This window comes from Sphingomonas sp. (genome assembly GCF_026460985.1).
Classification (GTDB): Bacteria; Pseudomonadota; Alphaproteobacteria; order Sphingomonadales; family Sphingomonadaceae; genus Sphingomonas.
Map to the genome: position 1 here is coordinate 1 of NZ_JAPKNM010000051.1, position 22485 is coordinate 22485.

Consider the following 22485-nt stretch of genomic DNA (forward strand, 5'->3'; position numbering starts at 1 on the left):
GTGATCACCACGAAGCCCTCGCCCTGGCTGAGGCCATAGCCGAGATAGGCCATCGCCTTGCGATGCGTCGCGGTGTCGAACCAGAAGCGCGGATCCGGCGTCAGCTGGAACGGCCTGCCGCTCAGTCCATAATGGTCGTCGTACATCTGCGTCGTCCCGGTCCTAGAATCCGTAGCGCAAGCCCACCAATGCCTGCGCCTGCGCAGACGCATTGGCGTCGCCTTCCCTGTCGAAACCGAACAGCCCGAGCGACGCGGTCGCGCCGAGCGGTCCGAACATGTGCGTGTAGGCCGTGTTCGCGCCCCAGCCGAGGATGCCCTCGGCCCCGGCGAGATCGCTGTCGTAATAGCTGCCGAACACGCTGGTGCTGATCGATCCGTTGCGGCCGACATCGCCCGACGCGAAGAGCTGCGCATAGATGCTCTCGTCCGAAGTGCCGTCGATGCTCACCCCGCCCACGCTCTGCGGCGTCAGGAAGGTGCGCCGCGCATAGCCGCCGCCCACACCGATCCGCGTGCCGCCGCGGTTGAGCACCGCAACGCCGGTCACGCCCCGCGCGCGATAGGCCGAGGTCACGGTCGACGCGAACACCTGGTTGAGGCATCCCCCCGCCGCGGCGCCGGTGGTGCCGAAGATGCAGCCGCTGAACTGGTTGCCGAACGGATCGGTGGTGCTGACGAAATTGGTCGGCAACCGCACGAGCGAGCCGTTGAGCTGCTGCCCGAAGGTCTCGACGCTGTCATAGACGCCGATCTGCACGCCGCTGCCCGGGCCGATCTGGTAGCTCGCCGAGCCGGTATAGCTCATCGAGCCGTAGCGACGGCCGACCCGTGCCTCGAGGAAGGTGCGGCGGCTCGGGCGCCAGATCACGCCGGCATCCCAGAAGGTGCCATCGAAATTATAGGCGAGCCGGCGCGGCGAGGAAGGATCCGTGACGAAGCGGCCATTGCCGTCGATCACCGGAAGGCCGCCGCTCATCAGCGCGTCGCGCTGGCTGACCTCGATCTTCTCATAGCCCACGCCCGCGGCGAGCGCGACGCCGCGCCCGACCGGGAGCACCACGTCGCCGCGCGCGAACTTGCCCTCGAAGCGCTGGTCGAGCTGCCCGGCATCCTCGCGGGTGAACGACCCGCTGGCGGTGACGCCGACTGGGAGAACGGTCCCCGATTTCACGCCGACGCTCGCGGTCGCGACATGGACCGTCGAATCGTCGTAGCGGTCGAGCGGCGGCAGGCCGGGCGCGACACCGGTGCCGCCATTGGGCGTCTCGACCTTGGTATAGCCGAAGCGATAGGCGGCATTGGCGAACATAGGCCCGACGCGGGTCGCGATGCTCGGCCCGGCATAGGCCGAATAGACCTGGCTGCTGTTGCGAACATTGCCCTGCGCGGTGCCCAACGCGTCGCCGCGGATGTCCGAGCGGCCGCGCGCCGCAATGGCGCCGCCCTCGATCGTCAGCTCGGGCGTGATCTTTGCGCGCGCCTGGACGAGGCCGCTGTGCATCGAATCGTCGGCGATGTCCTTGTCATAGGCGAAGCGGTGTTCGTACTTGTAGCTCACCTGCACTTCGACGCGGCGGCTGGTCACCTGCGCGTCGATCCCGGCGCCGACGGTCGAATAGGTCAGCAGGTCGCCATTATTGTCGAGGTCCGAGACCAGCACCTGGCTCGCCTCGATATAGGGCGACACCCGCGTGCGCTGGGCATGGGCCGGCGTAGCGGCGCAGACGAGCGCGGCGCAAGCGGCGATGACAAACCGGGTCACTCGCCCGCCTCCCCGTAATAGCTTCCGAACCGGCGGCCGCCGGGCTGGAAGGAAACCGAATTGAGCAGCAGTTGGACGTGCTCGCAGCCGTCGAGCACATTGACCGCCTCGCGCAGGTCGCTCTCGCTGGTGCGGTCGGCACGGACGACGAGCATCACCTGCCCGACCAGAGTCGCCAGCACCGATGCCGGCGAAGCCGCGAGCGCCGGCGGCGAATCGAAGATCACGATGCGGCGCGGATTGGCCTTGGCCAGCCCGTCTAGGATCGCCCGCGCGCGGTCGCTCGCCAGCAGCTCGGTGTCGCTGTTGGTCCGCGTCCCCGCCGGCAGGACGGAGAGCTGCGGTACGTCGGTATCTAGGATGCAGTCCTCGACGTTCGCAACGTCGCCCGCGAGCGCGTCGAGCAGGCCCGGCCCTTCGGGAAGGCCCAGCCGCCCCAGCACGTCGGGCTTGGCGAAATCGGCGTCGACGAGCAGGATCTCCATGTCCTTCTCGGCGGCGAGCGAGAGCGCGAGGTTGATCGCGCAGAAGGTCTTGCCCTCATTGGGCCGCGCCGAGCAGACGAGGATCATCCGTGCCCGGTCGGCCGCCTTGGCGCCGTCCTTCGCCGCCACCGCGCGGGCGGTGAGCAGCAGCTGGCGCTTCACCATGCGGAATTCCTCCGCCATCGCGGTGACCTGCCCGCCAGGAACCAGCATCCCGCCTTCGCGGAGCGCGATCCGGTCGATCGGCGCCTGACGACGCGCGGCGCGAGGCGCCGGCTGGGGCCTGGACGCAGGCTCGACCGACGGCAGCTCGGGCGCGAGCTCGGTCAGCGTGAGCGGATCTTCCTCGGGCACCACGATCGGCGCCGCCGGCGGAGTCGCGGGGCGCAGATAGCCATATTGCTCCGCCGCCCGTTCGAGCAGCGAGCCGCGATAGCGGCGCGGGGTTTCGTCGTTCATCTCAGGCCCCCATTCCGCGCTGGACCATCTCGAGCCCGAGCAGCCCGACGAACGCCACCGCCAGTCCGGCAAGCGCGCCCGCGAACAGCCGCAGCCGCTTGCGGCGCATCTCGATCTGCGCCGCGCTCAGCACCTCGGCGATGGATCCGATCACGGGCATCCCGCTCGCCTTTTCCAGCCGCGAGGCGGTCGAGAAGGTCGTGGTCAGCTTGTCGAGCCCGAACGCTCCAGCGACACCCGCGCCGAGCCCCGCGATCAGCACCGCGGCGAGCAGCAGTGGCCGGTTTGGCGCGGTGGGCGCGCGCGGCAGCGTCGGCGGATCGACGACGTCGAACTTGACCGCGTCGGTCTCGGTCTGCGCCTGGCTGCGGATACGCACCTGCTCGCGGTCCGAGAGGAGCTTGTCATACTGGTCCTTGAGGACCTGGTACTCGCGGTCGATCTGGCCCTGCTCGGCGGCGACGCCGGGCGCTTCCGCCATCTTGGCCTCGAACTGGGCGAGGTCGCCCTCGATCTGGCTCTTGCGCTGGGTGAGCGCGGCGACGGTCGCAGCTTTGTCGGCCTGCATCGATTTGAGGCTCAGATAGAGCGGATTGCTGGCCCCGGCCGCGCCGCTCACGGCGGGCTCGGCGCGTGCTGCAGCCTGCGCCTGTGCGAGCTGGTTGCGCAAAGCGACCATGTCGGGGTGGCTGTCGGTCCAGCCGCGGCTGCGTCCTTCGGCGAGTTGGCCCTGGATCGCCTGAAGCCGCGCGCGCGCCGGCCCGGTGACCGCGCCGCCCTGCCCCGCGACGTTCATCGGCGTACCCGCCATCTGGCCGTTGACCGCGCTCAGCCCGCTCTGTGCCGCCGCGAGGTCCGACTGGACCTGCGCCAGCTGCGTGCGCGCCGCGCCGATCCGGTCGTTGAGCGAGCCCGTACCCGGCAGCGAGCCGAGGTAGCGCGCGGCGAAGTCCGCCTTCTTGGCCTCGGCTTCCTGCAGCGCCTTCTGGCGCACGTCGAGCTGCTGGTCGAGGAAGCGCAGCGACTGCCCGCTCGCGTCGCGATTGTCCGCGAGATTCTCTTCGACGAAGATATCGATCAGCTTTTGCGCGATCTGCTGGGCCATCTTGCCGCTCGGCGCAGTGACGGTGATCTCGAACAGATTGTCCTGCTGTGCGACGAGCTTGATCGCCTTTTGCAGCCCCGCGATCCGGTCGGCGACGTCGCGGTCGGTCGAGACGGTGCGCGCGAGGTCGGTGCCGCGCACCACCTTTTCCAGGTTGACCGCCGAAGTCAGCGTCTGGCGCACCCGGTCGATGTCGCGTTGCTGCTGGGCGGCCGAGGCGGCGCCGTCGGTCGGCAGGATCTGGCGCAGCTGGACGAAGATCCGCGCGCGCGATTCATAGCTGTTGGGCATCTGCGACACGACCAGCCAGCCCGCGAGGCACAGCCCCCAGGCCACCGCCAGCGCAATCCAGCGCCGCATCCAGATCGCGTGCAGCGCCGCGCGGACTTCGTCGAAAAGGCTTCCCATGCTCGGCCCGCCCTCAGAACATGCTCTCGGGGATGATCAGCACATCACCCGGTTCGAGGCGGACGTTCGCCGAGATGTCGCCGTTCTTGAGCAGGTCGCCCAGCCGGATCTTGTACTCGCGCTGCTTCCCGGTCGCCTTGTCGTAGCGCACCAGCCGCGCGCGATTGCCCGCGGCGAATTCGCTCAGGCCGCCCACCGCAATCATCGCGTCGAGCGCGGTCATGTTGGCGCGATAGGGGATCGACGCCGGCTTCTCGGTAGCGCCGACGACGCGGACCTGCTGGCTGTAGGTGCCCGAGAAATTCTCGACGATCACCGATACGATCGGGTCCTTGATATATTCGCCGAGCGCGTATTTCAGGTCGTCCGCGAGCATCGCCGGGGTCTTGCCCACGGCGGGCATGTCGCTGATCAGCGGCGTGGTGATGCGGCCGTCGGGGCGCACCTGCACCTTGGCCGACAGCTCGGGATTGCGCCACACGAAGACGTTGAGCTGGTCCATCGGGCCGATGACATATTCCTCGCTCGGCGCCTCGCGCGCGGCGACGGCGCCGGCGGGCGGCAGCTCGGGACGGCTTCCTCCGGAACATCCCGACAGCAAAGCGGCGGTGACGCCAAGCCCCGCCAGAACCTTGCCAAACGACTTGAAAAACATGCTCGAGCTCCCTTCCCTGCGGGGTCGGGCGCGGCCAACGTCTCGGCCGCTCCCCCGCCTGGATCAGGGCAAGCTATGGTCTTCAGAGGTAAAGATAGCGTTAGGCGTGGTCCGTCCCGACCAGCAGCTCGCGCACCGGAGGGTGGCCGAGGAACGCCGAGGGGCTCGCGCTGGCGCCATAGGCCCCGGAGGCGAAGATCGCGATGACGTCACCCACGCGCGCCATCGGCAGCGCCACCCGGTCGGCGAGCCGGTCGAGCGGCGTGCAGAGCGGCCCGACGATCGTCACGACCTCCTCCGCCGGGTCCTGCATCCGGTGCGCGACAGCGACGGGATAGTTGCGCCGAACCACCGTGCCGAAATTGCCCGTCGCGGCGAGATGGTGGTTGAGCCCGCCGTCGACGATCAGGAAGGTCTCCCCCTGGCTCACCTTCCGGTCGACCACGCGCGCGAGATACACGCCGGCCTCCCCGACCAGCCAGCGCCCGAGCTCGATCGCATAGTGCGTGTGGAGCTTCCCGACTTCCTCCGCCAGCGCCGCGCCGACGGCCTCGACATCGAGCGCCACGTCGCCCGGGAAATAGGGAATCCCGAAGCCCCCGCCGAGGTTCACCAAGGGTGGCACGCGCCCCGCTTCCTCGGCGATCCGCGCCGCCAGCGCCACCGTCGCCGCCTGGGTCTCGATCACCGCCTGCGGGTCCAGCGCCTGCGATCCCGCGAAGATGTGCAGGCCGCGCCACTCCGCCCCTCCCGCGACCAACCGCCGTACCAGCCCCGCGACGTGCTGCGCCTCGACCCCGAAGGGCGACGCGCGCCCGCCCATCTTCATTCCCGATCCGCGCAACTCGAAGTCCGGGTTCACGCGCACCGCCAGCTTCGGCTGCATCCCCACCAACCCGCCGATCGCCAGCGCGCGCTGCGCCTCGCTCTCGGACTCGACGTTGATCGTCACTCCCGCGCGGATCGCCAGCTCGAGCTCGGCGTCGCGCTTGCCCGGCCCGGCAAAGCTGATCGCGCTCGCCGCCATGACGTCGAGCGCCCGGTCCATCTCGCCTGCCGAGGCGACGTCGAGCCCATCGACCAGCGGCGCGATCGCCTTGAGCAAGGCCGGCATGGGATTGGCCTTGATCGCATAATGCACCGCCACTCGCGTCGGCAGCGCCGCCCGCAACCGCGCGATCCGCGCCGCGACGATGCGGAAGTCGTAGACATAGGCCGGCGTCGGCTCGTCGAGCGAGGGCAACGCGTCGAGGCCCGCGAATTCGGGCGGGATCGGGCCGAAGGGTTTGGGTTGCACGGTCATCGCCCGACTTCCGCCTTCAGCGCCGCTCGATCCAGCTTCCCGTTCGCATTGCGCGGCAACTCCTCCCGCCAATCATAGCGCGCCGGCTGCATGAAGCTCGGCAGTTCGCGCCGCAGCCGCTCGCGCAGGTCGTGCTCGCGGCTGCCGTCGCCGCGCGCCACCACCAGGATCGCCTGCCCCAGCCGCTCGTCCGCCACTCCGAACGCCGCGGCCTCGCTCACCTCGCCGCCGCCGAGCACCGCGTCCTCGATCTCGGTGGGGCTGATCCGGTTGCCCGCGCTCTTGATCATCTCGTCGTCGCGCCCGACGAAGCGGAGTAGCCCCGCGGCGTCCTCGACAACCGTATCTCCCGACCATACCGCCATGCCCTCGCTTGTGGCGAATTCGGGCGCCGGACGGAAGCGCTGCGCGGTGCGCTCGGCATCCCGCCAATAGCCCTGCGCCACCAGGGGGCCGGCATGGACCAGTTCGCCCGGCTCGCCCGGCGCGGCGCGGCTGCCGTCGGGACGCACGACCATGATCTCGGCAAAGGGGATCGCGCGCCCGATCGACTCGGGATGCGCATCGACCAGGGCTGGGTCCAGATAGGTCGAGCGGAACGCCTCGGTGAGCCCGTACATCGGATAGAGATCGGCGCCCGGAAAGCGCGCGCGCAGGCCCCGCACCAGTCGCGGCGTCAATGCCCCGCCCGAATTGGTCAGCCGCGTGAGCCGCACCGCGGTCTCGGCCGGCCATTCCGCCTCGAGCAATTGCACCCAGAGCGGCGGCACTCCGGCGAGGCTGGTGACGTCATGGCGCTCGACCGCCTTCACCACGTCGCGCGCGGTCAGATAATCGAGCGGGATCACCCGCCCGCCCGCGGTCCAGGTCGAGAAGAGCTGGTTCTGCCCATAGTCGAAGCTCAGCGGCAGCACCCCGAGCACGCGATCCTCAGAATTAATCTGAAGATAATGCGCTACACTGATGGCTCCGAGCCATAAATTGGCATGGCTCAGCATCACGCCCTTGGGCCGTCCGGTCGAGCCCGAGGTATAGAGGATCGCCGCCAGCGCATCGGGCGCCGCAGCGGACGGAGGCAGCATGTCGCTCGACTCCAGTTCCTCCTCGGTGACGATCCGGCAGCCGGCCGGAATGTCCCCCGGTTCCAGCGAGGCGATCCGCGCCGCCTGCGTCACCAGCACCCGCGCCCCGCTGTCGGCAAGGATATGCGCCACCTGGGCGCGCTTGAGCACCGGGTTGATCGGCACGTGCACCAGCCCCGCGCGCGGCGCCGCCAGCGGCATCAGGCACGCCGTCCGCGTCTTGGGCAACCAGGTCGCAACGCGCGCGCCCTCGCCCAGCCCCAGTCCGGCCAGCCAATGCGCAAGGCCGCCCACCCGAGTCTCGAGCTCGGCATAGCTGAGCGTTCCCGCCCGGTCCTCGAGCGCCACGGCGTCCGCCATGCCTCGGAGCGGCAGCGTATCGATCGGCTTCGGGACGGGATCCAGTTCGGTCATCGCCGCCGACCTTAGCCTTGGCAGCGCACCCGCCAACCCTTACGGAGGCGAAAAAACCGCTTGCAGGGGATTGGCATTGCAGCGCGAAGGGTTCGCAGAGGTTGAAGGCACGGTGCGCGGCGTGTTGCGCGACGTGCTCGGATTGAGCGCAGAGCGCGTCGCGGCGTTCCGCGAGGACACGCCGCTGTTCGGCGCGCTTCCCGAGCTCGATTCGCTCGCGGTGGCGGGCGTGCTCACCGAGATCGAGGATCGGCTCGGCATCCTGATCGAGGATGACGAGGTCGACGGCGAGATGCTCGAGAGCTTCGGCGCCCTCACCCGTTTCGCCGCCGACAAGGCGCTCGGTTGATCGACCATTACGACTGGGCCGGCGGGCGCGAGGCGATGCTTCGCTTCGGCCCCGATACCGGTCCGGTCGTCGTCGCGGCGCTTCCTTTGTTCGAGGAAGCCAATCGCACGCGCGCATTCGTGGTGACGATCCTGCGCCAGCTTGCCGAACGCGGCATCGCGAGCGCCCTTCCCGACTTGCCTGGCCAGGGCGAAAGCCTCGTGCCGCTCGAAACCGTCAGGATCATGCAGATGCGCGATGCCTATCAGGCTGCGGTCGATAGCTTCGAGCGTCCGGCATATGCGCTCGGCATCCGCAGCGGCGTGCTCCTCGATACACTCGCGCTGATCAATGGGCGATGGCATTTCGCGCCGCAGGATGGCGCCGAGCTACTGCGCGAACTGAAGCGTATCCGACAGACCGCAACGCGCGAAGCGTTGGGCGATTCCTGGTGGGCCGCTGAGGACGTGACCGAAATCGGGGGCAACAGGCTGTCGATCGATCTGCTGTCTGGACTCACTTGCATTTCTCCGTTCGAGGAAACCGATCAGGTGGTTTTGCGAACGGTTCGACTGGACAGCGATCCAAGACCTGCCGACCTGAAACTCCCCGGCGCCCCGCTCTGGCGCCGCGCCGAGCCCGACAACGACCCAGCACTCGCTGCCTTGCTCGCCGACGACATCGCCGCCTGGGTGCGCGCATGCGAAAGCTGATCGCCTTCCCCTGCGCGGGCGAGACGCTGCTAGGAACGCTCGATGACGCGCCCGGCGCCACCGGCCTGCTGATCGTCTCGGGCGGCAACGAGATCCGCATCGGCGCGCATCGCGGCATGGCGCTGCTCGCACAGCGCGTCGCCGAGGCCGGCCATCCAGTCTTCCGCTTCGATCGCCGCGGCATCGGCGACTCGACCGGCGAGAATCGCGGCTTCGAGAGCAGCGCCGACGACATCTCCGCCGCAGCCGCAACCTTCCGCGCCGAAACCGGCGTCACCCGCATCGTCGCCCATGGCAATTGCGACGCGGCGACCGCGCTCGCCTTCTTCCATGCCCAAGCGGGCATCGACGCGCTGATCCTCGCCAATCCCTGGGTGATCGAGGCGACCGATGATCTTCCCCCCGCCGCCGCGATCCGTGCGCGCTATGCCGAGCGGCTGCGCGATCCGCGTGAATGGCTGCGACTGCTGCGCGGTGGCGTGAATATTCGCAAGGTGGCCAGCGGCCTGCTGAAAGCTTCTCGCAAGCAATATGAACAACCCGACGGCCTGCCCGCCCGGCTGGCAGCTGCGCTCACAGATAGCCGCACGCCGGTCACGATCCTGCTCGCCAAGGGCGACAATACCGCCATCGCCTTCGCCGACGCCTTTGCCGGGCCCGCTTTCGCTGAAGCCCGGGACAAGGTCACGATCGAGCAGCTCGACAGCGCCAACCACAGCTTCGCCTCGGCCGCGGACAAAGACTGGCTGTTCGAACGGGTGCACGCTGCGCTGAACAATCCTCTCCCGGAGGGAGAGGGGGACCGCGAAGCGGTGGAGAGGTAGTCTCCACACGCAACCGGTTCGCCAGCGGCTACTACCTCTCCACCATGCTTCGCATGGTCCCCCTCTCCCTCCGGGAGAGGATCAGGCAAATCACTCCGCTGCTTCGGCGATCTGCTCGAAATCCGCTTCGGCTAGGAAGCGCTCGGCGTCGAGCGCAGCCATGCAGCCCGTCCCCGCCGCGGTGATCGCCTGGCGGTAATGCTTGTCCATCACGTCGCCACAGGCGAACACGCCCGGCACGTTGGTCCGCGTGGTGCCCTTCTCGACCGCGATATAGCCGTCGTCGTCGAGCGCGATGTGGCCGCGGAACAACTCGGTCGCCGGGTGATGGCCGATCGCGACGAAGCCGCCGTCGACGTCGATCGTCGAAACCTCGCCGGTGACCATGTCCTTGAGCTCGATGCCCACCAGACCCTCCGGCTGGCCGCCGCCGATGAAGCGCTCGACCTTCTTGTTCCACAGCGTGGTGATCTTGTCGTTCGCGAACAGCCGCTGCTGGAGGATCTTCTCGGCGCGCAAGGAATCGCGGCGGTGGATCAGCGTGACGTCATGGCTGTGGTTGGTGAGGTAGAGCGCCTCCTCGACCGCGGTGTTGCCGCCGCCGATCACCGCCACCTTCTTGCCCCGGAAGAAGAAGCCGTCGCAGGTCGCGCAGGCGCTGACGCCCTTGCCCTGGAGCAATTTCTCCGAATCGAGCCCCAGCCATTTGGCCTGCGCGCCCGTCGCGATCACCAGCGTGTCGCCCAGATACACGGTGCCGCTGTCCCCCACCATGCGGAACGGCCGCTGCGACACGTCGACCTCGACGATCGTGTCCCACAGCATCTGCGCGCCGACATGCTCGGCCTGGGCCTGCATCTCCTGCATCAGCCAGGGGCCCTGGATGACCTCGCGGAAGCCGGGATAATTCTCTACGTCGGTGGTGGTCATCAACTGCCCGCCGGGCTGAATGCCCTGCACCACGATCGGCGCGAGCCCCGCGCGCGCGCCGTAGATGGCGGCGGAGAGGCCGGCAGGGCCGGAGCCGAGGATGAGCATGCGAGTCGAATGGGTGGCGGTCATGGTGCGTCCGATATCTCTGGGATACCGCATCTAGGGGTTCGGCATCGCCGAGCGCAACATGGGTTGCCGCCTCGTCCGCGCCGACAAAGCAAATTTATGTGGGCGGATAGCCTGTCGCTCAGCGCGCCACGGGCAGATAGGCCTTGGGAATCGGATCCTTCTCCGATTCCTGCATCCAATAGACGTTGACGATCCACCAGCGCTTGCCGTCGTTGAACAGCTGGATGCTGTTGATTCCGCGGATGGCCGGCATCTCGCCGCTCTTCGACTTGCCGTCATAGGTCGAGAAGACCTGCGCGACATGGCCGAATCGGTCGGTCCTGCGAGCGATCTCGATTTCGTGGAAGCCGATCCGCTCGAGCAGGGGCCCGCTGCGCGCAATATAGTCCTCGGGGGTCAGCATGCGCGCGCGGGCGACATCGCTGTCCTTGGGGGTGCCTGTAGGGATGAGCCTGGCACCCGGGTAGAAAAGCGAGCGGAAGCGGTCCCAGTCGCGCTTCTGTCCCACATCGCCTGAGATCGTGCCGTAGAGCGCCGCCAGGATCGCGTCGATCGAGGCGACGTCCTCCGCCTTCGCCGCCGGGATGCCGGCAAAAGGATCGGCAGGCGCCGCCGCGGGCGCCTGCTGCTGTTGCTGCGCCGAAGCGGGAAGCGCGGAGAGGACCAGAAGCGACGCTCCGGCGAGCGAACGAAGCGCGAGGGATTTGAGCATGCAGGACCATCCTGTTCGTGCGTGATGCGAAGAAGCTTAGGAGGCCCGCCGGACGAAGGACAGGCCGCGCTTGCGCACGATCGCAGCAAAGTGTTCCCCGTGGCGGTTCGAGGCGTTCGCTCACCCGGGAACCCACGCCGTCGGCAACTCATGCAGGCGGGGCAGCGCGATACAGCGCGATCACCGCCGCGGCACGGCGCACGATCTCCTCCCTGAGCGCCGGCGGATCGATGACTTCGATCTCATTGGCGAAGCCGAGCAGCAAGCCCGCCGCATGGCCGATACTTTCGATCGGCACGATGGCTTCCCGTCGCCCGCGATCGTCGGGGTCGGCCGCGCGGATCGGATCGGCGATGGCGTCGCCGAGGCGGTAGAGCCGGTCGAGCGCGGACGGAGCTACGTGCAGACGGGCGGTCGCGCGACGCAGATCCGCCTCGAATCGCTCCACGTTCGCCCGCCACGCCGCGGCGAGATCGAAATTGGCAGGTCTGGTGAAGCTTCGCTCGGCCGGGACGGCGTCGAGGACCTTGTCGAGACGATAGATCAGCTCGCGCTTGCCCCGTGCGGCGACAAGATACCAGCGACCGGCCTTCAGCACGAGGCCGAGGGGATCGATCAGCGATCGAGCGGTTCGGCTCCAGCTTTCGTAGAGGATCTCGAGCTGTCGGTTCTCCCAGACGCAACGCGCGACGGTGCGCAAATGCTCGGGTGGCCGGGGCCGCAGGTACCAATCGACAGGATCGAGGTGGAACCGGTCCGCGACTCGGTTCGCGCCGTCACGCGCCTGCGGCGCCATCGAGGCCAGCAGCTTGACGCGCGCGGCGGATGCGGCGCCGGCAAGGCCGAGATCCGCTGCTGCCGCCGGGATGCCCGCCAGGAGCAGCGCGTCGCTCTCCTCGGCAGTGAGGCCCGTCAGCTCGGTGCGAAACCCTTCGAGCAAGGCGAAGCCGCCCGAAGGGCCGCGATCGGCATAGATCGGTACGCCGGCCGCGCTGAGCTCGTCGACATCGCGGTAGATGGTGCGCTTCGAGACCTCGAGCTGCTCGGCCAGCGCCTGTGCGGTCACGCGGCCGCGCAACTGCAGGGTCGTCAGGATCGTGAGAAGACGGGACGCGCGCATAAAATCTCTTCGATGCTCGAATTGCTGACATTCGGTGTCAGCTATGATCGCCTAGATGCCTTCTGTCGAACGGACCGGGAATGGGCGCATATGACGAAACAAGGCACATCGCGTCGGAGCATGATGATCGGAGCAGCGGGCACGCTGGTCGCATCCCCGCTCGAAGGGGCGCTGGCGCGCGGTGCGCCGGCGGCTGCGGGCGACTTCGACTTCCTGCATGGCCGCTGGACCGTGCACCACCGCAAGCTCGTCAGGCGGCTTGCCGGCAGCAACGACTGGATCGGCTTCCCCGGCACCCTGGAGGTTCGGCCCATTCTGGGCGGCCACGGCAATATCGACGAGAATGTGCTCGAGGATCCGGGGGGCACCTATCTGGCGACGTCGATCCGCATCTTCGACGCCGGGGCGGGAACATGGTCGATCTATTGGGCCGACGCGCGCTTCGGCGGCCTCGATGCGCCCGTCACCGGCCGGTTCGAGGGCCGCATCGGGCGCTTCTACGGCAACGACGTCTTCGAAGGCCGGCCGATCCGCGTCCGGACCACGTACGAGAATCTCGGCACGACCCACGCGCAATGGACCCAGGCCTTCTCGCCGGATGGCGGCAAGAACTGGGAGACCAACTGGATCATGGATTTTCGGCGGGAGGCGAGCAGGTGATCGACTGGACCGAAACCGGCGCGAGCGCCTTCGCCTTCCAGACGGGCTCATGGCGCGTGCGTCATCGCAAGCGCAAGGGACGGCTGGTCGGTTCGACGGACTGGGTGGAGTTCGACGGCACCTGCACCGCGTGGGAACTGCTGGGCGGCCACGGCAATGTCGACGACCATTTTCTGGACGATCCCGCCGGTGCCTATCGCGCGGCGACTTTCCGACGCCGGGACCCGAGCAGCGGACTATGGTCGATCTGGTGGTTCGATCCGCGCTTCCCCAGGCTCGATCCTCCCGTGCATGGCGGCTTCAGCAATGGCGTCGGCACCTTCCTCGCCGAGGACCGACTGGATGGAAGACCGATCAAGGTCCGCTTCATCTGGTCCGGGATCACGGACACTGCGGCCCGTTGGGAGCAGGCCTTCTCGCCGGATGGGGGCACCACCTGGGAAACGAACTGGCTGATGGCTTTCAGCAGGACGGCATGAGCCTCGATCGAAGAGGCCTCATGGCCAGCCTGCTCGCGATCGCCCTGGCCGATCTTCGCGAGGCACCCGCATCACCTTCCGGGACAAATGCAATGAAGAGGTTCGGCGTCGTGGAACTGCGCCAGTACACGCTGCTCGAGGGCCAGCGGGATCGGCTGATCGAGCTCTTCGAGCACGCCTTCATCGAGCCCCAGGCTGCCGTCGGGGCGCATGTATTGGGCAGCTTCAGGGACCTCGACGACGGCGATCGGTTCGTGTGGCTGCGCGGGTTCGAGGGCATGGCGTCGCGCGGACAAGCGCTGTCGGCCTTTTACGGCGGGCCGGTCTGGCAATCCAACCGGACGGCGGCCAATGCGACGATGCGCGATTCCGACAACGTCCTGCTGCTCCGACCGATCGGCGGCACCCTGACTCCGCCTTCGACGGCGACCCGCGACGTCTATTCGGCCACGATCCATTATCTCGGTGATGCCGAGCCGGAGAGATTCGCCGATTTCTTCGAGGCATCGCTGCGGCCACTGCTGCGGGACGCGGGCGCGGATCCCTTCGTCACGCTCGTGACCGAGGATACCGCGAACAATTTCCCGCGCTTGCCCGTCCGTGAAGGCGAGAAGGTTTTTGTCTCGATGGCACGTCACGCGTCGATCGAGGAGCTCGACCGCAGCGACGCGTTGCTCGCGCGCGCATCCGGGTGGCGCGACGCCGCGCCGGAACAACTGCTCCCCAGCCTGATGCGCAAACCCGAGCGCCTCCGGCTGTCGCCGACCGCACGATCGGCGCTTCGCTGATGCCCGGCACATTGCTCGACAGACTGAACCGGCTCGATCTGGGAATCCGCCTGCTGGGAGCGGCCACGATCTGCTACGGGATCGCCTGTTTCCTGCAGCGCGATTTCGCCATCTACTGGCAGCCGGTGCCTGACGGCGTTCCGTTCCGTCAGCCGCTGGCATTCGCCTCGGCCGGACTCCTTGTGCTGTCGGGAGTCGGCCTCTTCCTTTCCGCGACGCGACGCCTTGCGGCGATCGTGCAGATCGCGCTCTTCCTCGCCTATTTCGCTGCCTATTGCTCCGTTCCATTCAAACCCGATGGGGTCCAGCCCTGGCTGGGGATGGCGGAGCAGCTCGCCATCGTCGTCGGCGCGGCCACGATCTGGGCGCGCATGTCCCCCGAGACGGCGAGACGCCTGCGCTTCGGGCCCGCACCAGCGCGCGTCGCCTATGGCATCTTCTCGATCGCCTTCGCGCTCGCGCATGCCCTCGCCCTCGAGGGAACGGCACGATTGGTGCCTGGCTGGTTCCCCGGAGATCCGGTGTTCTGGGCGCTCTTCACCGGTGCGGGGCATTTCGCGGTGGGGCTTGCCCTCATCGCCGGGCGCCTCGCCATCCCCGCCGCGCGGATCGGCGGGTTCATGTACTTGTGTTTCGCTGCGGTCATCTGGCTGCCGGGAGCGGTCACCCACCCCACGCAATGGCTGCGCTGGGCCGGTCTTGGAATCACGCTGGCGATGATGGGAGCGCTCTGGCTGGTAGGCGACTATCTCGCCGCGCGTGCCGGAGAGAAGCGTGGCGACGGGACTCGTGCGCCTGCCGGCTAGAGTGCAACGCCGGCACATGTCTTTCCGCGCCGATCGACTGCGGATTGACGTTCAGGACTCTCAGCGGCCAAGCAATGGCTGGTGACGACTAGCCTCTCCATAAAGGACGCGCGGCGGATCGCGCTCGCGGCGCAGGGTTTCGGCATCCGTCACCCAGACCGGCCGTCCGCCACGCATCTCGGAAAAACGCTCGACCGGCTTGGCCTTTTCCAGATCGACAGCGTCAACGTCCTGACCCGGGCGCACTATCTCCCCGCTTTCTCGCGGCTCGGCTGCTATGACCACAAACTGCTCGACCGCGCCGCCTGGGGAGCCAGGCGCCACCGGCGCCTGTTCGAATATTGGGCGCATGAAGCCTCCCTGCTTCCGCTCGATCTCCACCCGCTCCTGCGCTGGCGGATGGCGCGCGCCGAGCGCGGCGAGATCGGCTATCAGGCTCTGAAGCGTTTCGCGGCCGAGCGCCGGCCCGAGGCACAGGCGGTGCTCGACCGGATCACTGCCGAGGGTCCGATGGCGGCCGCCGATTTCGAGAACGGGTCGAGCAGGAGCGGCTGGTGGGAATGGAGCCACACCAAGCATGCGCTCGAATGGCTGTTCTGGTCCGGCAGGATCACGACCGCCACGCGCCGCGGAAGCTTCGCGCGGATCTATGACCTACCCGACCGGGTGCTGCCCAAGGCTGTCCTCGATCTACCCACCCCCGATGCGGCAAGCGCGCAGCGCGCATTGATCGAACGGAGCGCCCGGGCGCTCGGCGTTGCGACCGCCGCGGACCTGCGCGACTATTATCGGCTCAAGCCCGAAGAAGCGGATCATGCCATCGCCGCCCAGGCGGAAGCAGGCATGCTCGTTCCCGTCCGCGTCGAGGGCTGGAGCCAGAAGGCCTGGATGCACCGCGACGCCCGCCTGCCCCGCCGCATGCGTGGTGCCGCGCTGCTGGCCCCGTTCGATCCGCTGATCTGGGAGCGCAGCCGCGCCGAACGCCTGTTCGGATTCCGCTATCGCATCGAGATCTATGTGCCGCGGGAGAAGCGCACCCACGGCTATTATGTCCTGCCCTTCCTGATGGACGAGTCGTTGGTGGGGCGCGTCGATCTCAAGGCCGACCGCCAGGCCGGCGCCCTCCTCGCGCATCGCATCGCCCTCGAACCCGGCGCGCCCGTCGGAACCATGGAGCGCCTCGCGATCGAGCTCGATCGGATGGCCGCCTGGCTCGGGCTCGATATCGTCCGGATCGGCGAGACGGTTCAGCGGCCTTGAACCGCGCGAGCGGATGGCAGCTTTGAGCATGGCCAGCGAGAATGGTAGCGGAGGAGGGATTCACACGCCCGACATAAGCGTATGATTTATCTATTTTTTTACTCAACTCAGCCTGCATCGGGCATAGAAATACCCCCAAAGAGGTCCCAATACGACGAAGTGGTGCGGATGTAAGACTAAGCGTGTTCACTCTTCGTTCGCCCATAGTGACGTGCCTGCAGCGCCCGTCACGAGCAGGTGCGCCAGGAACGAGCGATTTTCCGGAAAGAGCATCGTGGCTTTGACAAAAGCGGCCACGGGCGGCTCTAACGGAGGGCATGGCCGACGCCCCCTCCGATGCACTTCCCGAACTCGCCGGGCGCCTCGTCCAGCTTGAGATTCCTGCGCAATGCACCGCCACGGTCGCAGCCGCGTTCGCGCTGCTGCGCGAGCATGCGGAGCGCGTGGAGTCGTTTTTCGTCGAAAACCCCGACGCCGCGTGCGCGGTGTGAAGTCCGTTCGCGCGATCGCCGAGGAGGTCAGGGCCGGCAGACGCCGCGCCGTGGACGTGGTGCACTCCACGCTGGCCGATATCGAGCGCCTCGATGCGCCCATCCAGGCAGTAACGCGGCTGCTCGCCGATACCGCGCTCGCGGACGCCGCCGCGATCGACGCAGCGATCAGCCGTGGCCTCGATCCGGGTCCGCTCGCGGGTGTCCCGTTCGGCGTCAAGGACCTGTTCGACGTAGCTGGTTTGCCGACCACCGCCGGCGCCGGGATGCGTCGCGACGCCGCTCCGGCGACAAGCGATGCGGAAGCCGTCCGGCGGCTCAAGGCCGCGGGGGCGATCCTCGTGGCGACGCTCAACATGGACGAATTCGCCTACGGCTTCGCGACCGTCAACGCGGCTTTCGGAACGACCCGCAACCCGCATGACCCGGCGCGGCTCGCCGGCGGCTCCTCGGGTGGATCGGCGGCGGCGGTGGCAGCGGGAATGCTGCCGCTGACGCTCGGGTCGGACACCAACGGATCGATCCGCGTGCCGGCGGCACTCTGCGGTGTCTATGGCCTCAAGCCGACGCATGGCACGCTGCCGATGGACGGGGTCTTCCCGTTCGTCGACAGCTTCGACGATATCGGGCCGTTCGCCGCCTCTGCCGCCGACCTCGCGCTGGCGTGGGGCCTGCTCGGCGGAACCGCGGCGCCGGTGCCGGCGGATATTCGCGTGGCGCGGCTCGGCGGTTGGTTCACGCGCAACGCATGTGACGCGCTTGAGCGGGGAATCGACGCGATCGGCGCGCATTTCGGGGGCATCCCGACGGTGAAGCTGCCCGAGGTCGACCGGGCGCGTTCGGCGGCGTTCGTGATGACCGCGGCCGAAGGCGGCGCACGGCACCTGCCCGAGCTCCGCACCCGCGCGCTCGAATTCGATCCGGCCACACGGGACCGGCTGCTGGCGGGCGCGATACTGCCGGCCGCGACGTATCTGACCGCGCAGCGCTTCCAGTCATGGTTCCGCGCGCAGGCGGCACGGATGTTCGCCGATCACGATGTGCTGATCGCTCCCGCAGTGGGCGACGTCGCGCCGCGGATCGACGACCCGCTGATCGAGGTCGATGGCGTGCGCGTTCCCGCCCGGGCCCATCTCGGCATCTTCACCCAACCGCTTAGCTTCATCGGACTGCCGGTGGTGACGGTGCCGCTGCTGCGACCAGGCGAGTTGCCGCTGGGGCTCCAGCTGGTCGGGAAGCCCGGCGCGGAGGCCGCGCTGTTCGCGATCGCCGGGCAACTGGAAGTGGCGGGTTTGACGGGAGTTTCGGCACCCGCAGCGTGACTCTTCCGTTACGGGCAAGCCGCGCTATGGTGCGGTGCGAAAAACGGGGGCGCCAATGACGACTGAAGCTGCAGAGACACTGCCGGATACGGCCAGCCCGCTCGATCGCCGCTTCGAACTCAGCTCGCGCGGAACCAATATTCGCACCGAAGTGCTCGCGGGAGTCACCACCTTCCTCACGATGGCGTACATCATCCTGGTGAACCCCGCGATCCTCGGCCAGGCCGGGATGCCAATCGCCGCGGTGGCGGCGGCGACCTGCCTCGCAGCCGGGCTCGCCAGCATCATGATGGGTTTCTTCGCCAATACCCCTCTGGCGCTCGCGCCGGGCATGGGGCTCAACGCCTATTTCAGCTTCACTGTAGTGCAGACCATGGGCGTGCCGTGGCAGGTTGCGCTGGGCTGCGTGTTCATCTCCGGCGTCGCCTTCCTTCTGCTCACCTTTGCGGGCATCCGCCAGATGATCATCGCGGCGATCCCGCGGCATCTGTTCGCGGCAGTGGCGGGCGGGATCGGGCTGTTCATCGCCTTTATCGGTCTCAAGAACGCGGGCATCGTCGTATCGAACCCTGCCACCTCGGTCGGGCTCGGCGACCTGCGCACGCCCGACGCGGCACTCGCCCTGTTCGGGCTGCTGGTGGTGGCGGCGCTCTCTGTGTGGAAGGTCCGCGGGGCGATCCTGATCGGCATCCTCGTCACGACGCTTGCCGGCTGGGCCTGGGGCGTCGTCCAGTTCAAGCCCGAACCCTATGACCTTGGCGCGATCACGCAAACTGCGTTCCAGCTCGACCTCGCCGGCGTGTTCGGCCTGTCCGGAAGCCACGGCCTGGGCCTGTTCGAGATCCTGTTCGTCTTCCTGTTCGTCGACCTGTTCGACAATATCGGCACGCTGGTGGGTGTCACCCGCCGCGCCGGGCTGATCGACGCCGACGGCCGCATCCCGAAGCTCAACCGCATCCTCTTCACCGATTCCATCGCCACCGTGATCGGCTCGTTGGCGGGGACCAGCACGGTCACATCCTATGTCGAGAGCGCGGCGGGCGTGCAGGCCGGCGGGCGCACCGGCCTCACCGCCATCGTTACCGGGGCACTTTTCCTGCTCGCGATGTTCGTGGCGCCCTATGCGCAGCTCGTGCCGCTCGCGGCGACCGCGCCGGCGCTGATCCTCGTCGGCGGGCTGATGATGGCGCCGCTGGTGGATGTGCCGTGGGACGAGCCCGAATCCGCGCTCCCTGCCTTTTTGACGGTGGCGATGATCCCGCTCACCTTCTCGATCGCCAACGGTCTCGCCTTCGGCATCACTGCGCATGCGCTGCTCAAACTGCTCCGCGGCAAGATAACGACGACCGACTGGCTGTTGCTGGTGCTCGCGGGATTGTTCGTCGTGCGCTTCGCCTGGCTCTCGGCAGGCTGATGCTGCACAGCGTCCGCACACGGCGGGGCATGGTCACGGCGCCCCATCATCTCGCCGCGCAGGCCGGGCTGGGCGTGCTGCAAGATGGCGGCAACGCGATCGAGGCGACGATAGCAACCGCTGCGTGCCTGGCGGTGGTCTATCCGCACATGACCGGGATAGGCGGCGACGGTTTCTGGCTGGTCGCGGAGCCCGATGGCGCCATTTGGGCAATCGATGCGTGCGGGGCTGCCGCAGCGGCGGCGGATCTTGCGCTCTATGCCGGGGTCGAGGCAGTGCCCAATCGCGGCCCGCTGGCGGCGAACACCGTGGCGGGAACCGTATCCGGCTGGCGCGCGGCGCTGGAGAAGAGCGGCAGCACGCTTCCCCTTTCCCGCCTGCTGCGCGACGCGATCCATTATGCCGAACATGGTGTCGCGGTAACAAAGGGCGGCGCGGAAATCATTGCCGCCAAGGGGGCGGAACTTCGCAGCCAACCGGGCGCCTGGGCCGGAACCTACGATGGCTATAGGGAGGGTGAGCTGCTCCGGCAGCCCAGGCTCGGCACGACGCTCCGACGGCTGGCCGATGAAGGGCTCGACAGCTTCTACCGCGGCAGTCTCGCCGCCGACATCGCCGGGGAACTGGACGAGCTCGGCAGCCCGGTCGCGCTTTCGGACCTCCAGCGCCACCGTGCCTCGATGCCCGATCCGCTCCACCTCCGCATCCGCGGCGTCGAGTTGTTCAACACCGCGCCGCCGACGCAGGGCATCGCCTCGCTGCTCATCCTCGCGCTGGCGCACCGACTTCCGGCCGGCCGCGACGATGGCTTCCAGCATGTTCACGGGCTGATCGAAGCGACCAAGCAGGCATTCCTCTATCGCGACGCCCATGTCGGCGATCCCGCCTACATGCACGCCGATCCGCAGGCGCTGCTCGACGATTGCGCAACACTCGACGCGATGGCCGCGCGGATCGACATGGAACAGGCCCTGCCCTGGCCTAATCCGTCGCAACCCGGCGACACCTGCTGGTTTGGCGCAGCAGATGCCGAAGGCCGGGTCGTCAGCTGTATCCAGTCGACCTATTTCGAGTTCGGCTCGGGCCTCGTCCTGCCGGACACGGGCATCACCTGGCAAAACCGCGGCAGCAGCTTCCGCCTGACACACGATGGCTGGAACGCACTCAAGCCTGGACGGAAGCCTTTCCACACGCTCAACCCCGCGATGGCACGCTTCGAGGATGGGCGCGTCATGGCCTATGGCACGATGGGCGGCGAGGGCCAGCCGCAGACCCAGGCGGCGATCTTCAGCCGTTATGCCCGCTTCAACGTGCCACTGCAGGAAGCCATCACGCGCCCACGCTGGCTGCTCGGCCGCACCTGGGGCGAAGAGAGCGTCACGCTCAAGCTGGAGGGACGGTTCGCACCCGAATTGTGCGACCAGCTCCGCGCGGCGGGACATCAGGTCGAATTGGTCGATGCCTTCACCTCGACGATGGGCCATGCTGGCGCGATCGTCCGTCATCCTTCGGGTTTGCTCGAAGGCGCAGCCGATCCGCGGAGCGACGGTCAGGTGGCGGCATGGTGAGCGGGGCGCGTGCCGTCGCGCGCTGCGACGAGCTGGGTGTCGCGCCCTATAGCGACGCACCCGACATGCTGTTTCGCGCCTATCTCGGCCCTGCCTTTGCAGCCGCCCAGCGCGCCATCGCGGAGTGGATGCAGCAAGCCGGGATGACGACCCGCATCGACGATGCGGCCAATCTGATCGGCCGCTATGAAGGAACGCGAGCCGACGCGCCCGCGCTGATCATCGGAAGCCATATCGACAGCGTGCGCGATGCCGGCCGCTATGACGGGCCGCTGGGCGTGATGCTGGGGATCGAGGCGGTCGCCGCGCTCCATGCGGCGGGTCGTCGCCTGCCCTTCCCGATCGAGGTCTATGCATTCGGCGATGAGGAAGGATCACGCTTTCCGACGGCGATGCTCACCAGCCGCGCGGTCGCCGGTTCGCTCGATCCGGCGATGCTCGACACCGAAGACAGCACCGGACTTTCGCTCGACGAGGCGCTCGCCCCGTTCGAGCTTTCGACGCTGACCTTCGCCAGGGCCGCGCACATCCCTGCCCTCGCCTATTTCGAAGCGCATATCGAGCAGGGACCGGCATTGGAGGCCGAGGGGCTGGCGGTCGGGGTGGTCACGGGCATCGCCGCGCAATTGCGCTACATCGTCACGGTCACGGGCATCGCGGGCCATGCCGGCACCACCTCGATGCGCCTCCGGCGCGACGCGCTCGCCGCCGCCGCGGAGATGGTGCTCGCGATCGAGGGTGTGGCGCGCGAGAGCGGGTCCGATCTCGTCGCGACGGTGGGCAAGCTCGCAGCCACGCCCGGCGCACCAAATGTCATTCCGGGCCGCGTGACCTTCACGCTCGACATCCGCTCGGGCGACGAGGAACGGCGCAACGCCGCCGCCGAGACGATCCTGGATCGAATCCACGCGATTGCCGACGCGCGCGGCGTGGACTTTGACGTCCAACGTACCAACGACCTGCCCGCGTCACCCTGCGACGAAGGCCTATCCGCGCTGCTTTCGGACGCGATCGCAGCGCAGGGCATCGCGCCTTTCCGCCTCGTCAGCGGCGCGGGGCACGACGCGATGATCATGGCCGCCTTGTGCCCCACCGCGATGCTCTTCATCCGCTGCCGCGACGGCATCAGCCACAACCCCGCCGAACATGTCGACTCCGCCGACGCCGAAATCGCGCTACAGGTGATGCTCGGCTTCCTCGATCGCCTTGGAGAGCAAATTGGCGCCTGACCTTTTCGGCGAGATCGATCCGCCTCACCGTCTG

At 68.0% G+C, this 22485-nt stretch carries 22 protein-coding genes; 13 read left to right on the forward strand and 9 right to left on the reverse strand.

Annotated elements, in window-relative coordinates; translation table 11 throughout:
* Positions 1-162 precede the first annotated feature (162 nt).
* The 6 genes from MT490_RS07965 to MT490_RS07990 all read right to left on the reverse strand — a co-directional run bounded on the left by MT490_RS07965 (position 163) and on the right by MT490_RS07990 (position 7675).
* Complete coding sequence (locus MT490_RS07965; RefSeq protein ID WP_297385834.1) at positions 163-1764, reverse strand: hypothetical protein; 1602 nt, start codon at positions 1762-1764, stop codon at positions 163-165.
* A complete protein-coding gene (locus MT490_RS07970; protein ID WP_297385836.1) occupies positions 1761-2708 on the reverse strand; it encodes an AAA family ATPase in 948 nt (315 codons plus the stop codon). Before MT490_RS07970 ends, MT490_RS07965 begins: the two co-directional genes overlap by 4 nt.
* A 1-nt stretch (position 2709) precedes the next feature.
* The gene (locus MT490_RS07975; RefSeq protein WP_297385837.1) at positions 2710-4221 is read right to left on the reverse strand and encodes an XrtA system polysaccharide chain length determinant; all 1512 of its coding nucleotides are present in this window, start codon (positions 4219-4221) and stop codon (positions 2710-2712) included.
* A gap of 13 nt (positions 4222-4234) precedes the next feature.
* Positions 4235-4876, reverse strand: a complete 642-nt coding sequence (locus tag MT490_RS07980; protein WP_297385838.1) for an XrtA/PEP-CTERM system exopolysaccharide export protein — start codon at positions 4874-4876, stop codon at positions 4235-4237.
* Between the two features lie 100 nt (positions 4877-4976).
* Positions 4977-6179, reverse strand: a complete 1203-nt coding sequence (locus MT490_RS07985; RefSeq protein WP_297385839.1) for a pyridoxal-dependent decarboxylase, exosortase A system-associated — start codon at positions 6177-6179, stop codon at positions 4977-4979.
* The gene (locus MT490_RS07990; protein ID WP_297385841.1) at positions 6176-7675 is read right to left on the reverse strand and encodes an acyl-CoA ligase (AMP-forming), exosortase A system-associated; all 1500 of its coding nucleotides are present in this window, start codon (positions 7673-7675) and stop codon (positions 6176-6178) included. The genes MT490_RS07985 and MT490_RS07990 overlap by 4 nt, the downstream gene beginning before the upstream one ends.
* A gap of 76 nt (positions 7676-7751) precedes the next feature.
* On the opposite strand from MT490_RS07990, the gene MT490_RS07995 reads away from it, so the two are divergent.
* The 3 genes from MT490_RS07995 to MT490_RS08005 are packed head-to-tail and all read left to right on the forward strand — an operon-like array spanning position 7752 to position 9540.
* On the forward strand, positions 7752-8024 hold the full coding sequence (locus MT490_RS07995) for an acyl carrier protein (RefSeq protein ID WP_297385843.1): 273 nt from the start codon (positions 7752-7754) through the stop codon (positions 8022-8024).
* Entirely contained in the window at positions 8021-8716 is a 696-nt protein-coding gene (locus tag MT490_RS08000; protein ID WP_297385845.1) for a hypothetical protein, read from the forward strand. Before MT490_RS07995 ends, MT490_RS08000 begins: the two co-directional genes overlap by 4 nt.
* Complete coding sequence (locus tag MT490_RS08005) at positions 8704-9540, forward strand: hydrolase 1, exosortase A system-associated (RefSeq protein ID WP_297385847.1); 837 nt, start codon at positions 8704-8706, stop codon at positions 9538-9540. The genes MT490_RS08000 and MT490_RS08005 overlap by 13 nt, the downstream gene beginning before the upstream one ends.
* A gap of 90 nt (positions 9541-9630) precedes the next feature.
* Here the strand turns inward: MT490_RS08005 and trxB are convergent, their stop codons facing one another.
* From trxB to MT490_RS08020, 3 genes are all read right to left on the reverse strand, one after another.
* Positions 9631-10602 carry a thioredoxin-disulfide reductase gene (trxB, locus tag MT490_RS08010; RefSeq protein WP_297385849.1) on the reverse strand — a complete coding sequence of 324 codons (972 nt, stop codon included), beginning with the start codon at positions 10600-10602 and terminating at the stop codon, positions 9631-9633.
* Between the two features lie 118 nt (positions 10603-10720).
* Positions 10721-11314, reverse strand: coding sequence for a hypothetical protein (locus MT490_RS08015; RefSeq protein WP_297385850.1), 594 nt, complete (start codon positions 11312-11314; stop codon positions 10721-10723).
* Positions 11315-11462: 148 nt separating this feature from the next.
* Positions 11463-12434, reverse strand: a complete 972-nt coding sequence (locus MT490_RS08020; RefSeq protein WP_297385852.1) for a WYL domain-containing protein — start codon at positions 12432-12434, stop codon at positions 11463-11465.
* Positions 12435-12554: 120 nt separating this feature from the next.
* Here MT490_RS08020 and MT490_RS08025 point away from each other — a divergent pair, with 120 nt between their 5' ends.
* The 10 genes from MT490_RS08025 (at position 12555) to MT490_RS08070 (ending at position 22451) form a co-directional block, all read left to right on the forward strand.
* The gene (locus MT490_RS08025) at positions 12555-13094 is read left to right on the forward strand and encodes a DUF1579 domain-containing protein (RefSeq protein ID WP_297385854.1); all 540 of its coding nucleotides are present in this window, start codon (positions 12555-12557) and stop codon (positions 13092-13094) included.
* Positions 13091-13573 (forward strand): DUF1579 domain-containing protein, encoded by a 483-nt coding sequence (locus MT490_RS08030; RefSeq protein ID WP_297385856.1) that lies wholly within the window; start codon positions 13091-13093, stop codon positions 13571-13573. Before MT490_RS08025 ends, MT490_RS08030 begins: the two co-directional genes overlap by 4 nt.
* Positions 13574-13665: 92 nt before the next feature.
* Positions 13666-14361 carry an NIPSNAP family protein gene (locus MT490_RS08035; RefSeq protein ID WP_297385857.1) on the forward strand — a complete coding sequence of 232 codons (696 nt, stop codon included), beginning with the start codon at positions 13666-13668 and terminating at the stop codon, positions 14359-14361.
* Positions 14361-15167: a hypothetical protein gene (locus MT490_RS08040; RefSeq protein ID WP_297385858.1), complete on the forward strand. Its 807-nt coding sequence runs from the start codon at positions 14361-14363 to the stop codon at positions 15165-15167. The genes MT490_RS08035 and MT490_RS08040 overlap by 1 nt, the downstream gene beginning before the upstream one ends.
* Positions 15168-15248: 81 nt before the next feature.
* On the forward strand, positions 15249-16427 hold the full coding sequence (locus MT490_RS08045) for a crosslink repair DNA glycosylase YcaQ family protein (protein WP_297385860.1): 1179 nt from the start codon (positions 15249-15251) through the stop codon (positions 16425-16427).
* Positions 16428-16744: 317 nt separating this feature from the next.
* The gene (locus MT490_RS08050) at positions 16745-16918 is read left to right on the forward strand and encodes a hypothetical protein (RefSeq protein ID WP_297385861.1); all 174 of its coding nucleotides are present in this window, start codon (positions 16745-16747) and stop codon (positions 16916-16918) included.
* On the forward strand, positions 16915-18240 hold the full coding sequence (locus tag MT490_RS08055; protein WP_297385863.1) for an AtzE family amidohydrolase: 1326 nt from the start codon (positions 16915-16917) through the stop codon (positions 18238-18240). The genes MT490_RS08050 and MT490_RS08055 overlap by 4 nt, the downstream gene beginning before the upstream one ends.
* Positions 18241-18295: 55 nt before the next feature.
* A complete protein-coding gene (locus MT490_RS08060; RefSeq protein WP_297385864.1) occupies positions 18296-19654 on the forward strand; it encodes an NCS2 family permease in 1359 nt (452 codons plus the stop codon).
* On the forward strand, positions 19654-21222 hold the full coding sequence (locus tag MT490_RS08065; protein ID WP_297385865.1) for a gamma-glutamyltransferase family protein: 1569 nt from the start codon (positions 19654-19656) through the stop codon (positions 21220-21222). The genes MT490_RS08060 and MT490_RS08065 overlap by 1 nt, the downstream gene beginning before the upstream one ends.
* Complete coding sequence (locus MT490_RS08070; protein ID WP_297385866.1) at positions 21216-22451, forward strand: allantoate amidohydrolase; 1236 nt, start codon at positions 21216-21218, stop codon at positions 22449-22451. Before MT490_RS08065 ends, MT490_RS08070 begins: the two co-directional genes overlap by 7 nt.
* Positions 22452-22485 lie beyond the last annotated feature (34 nt).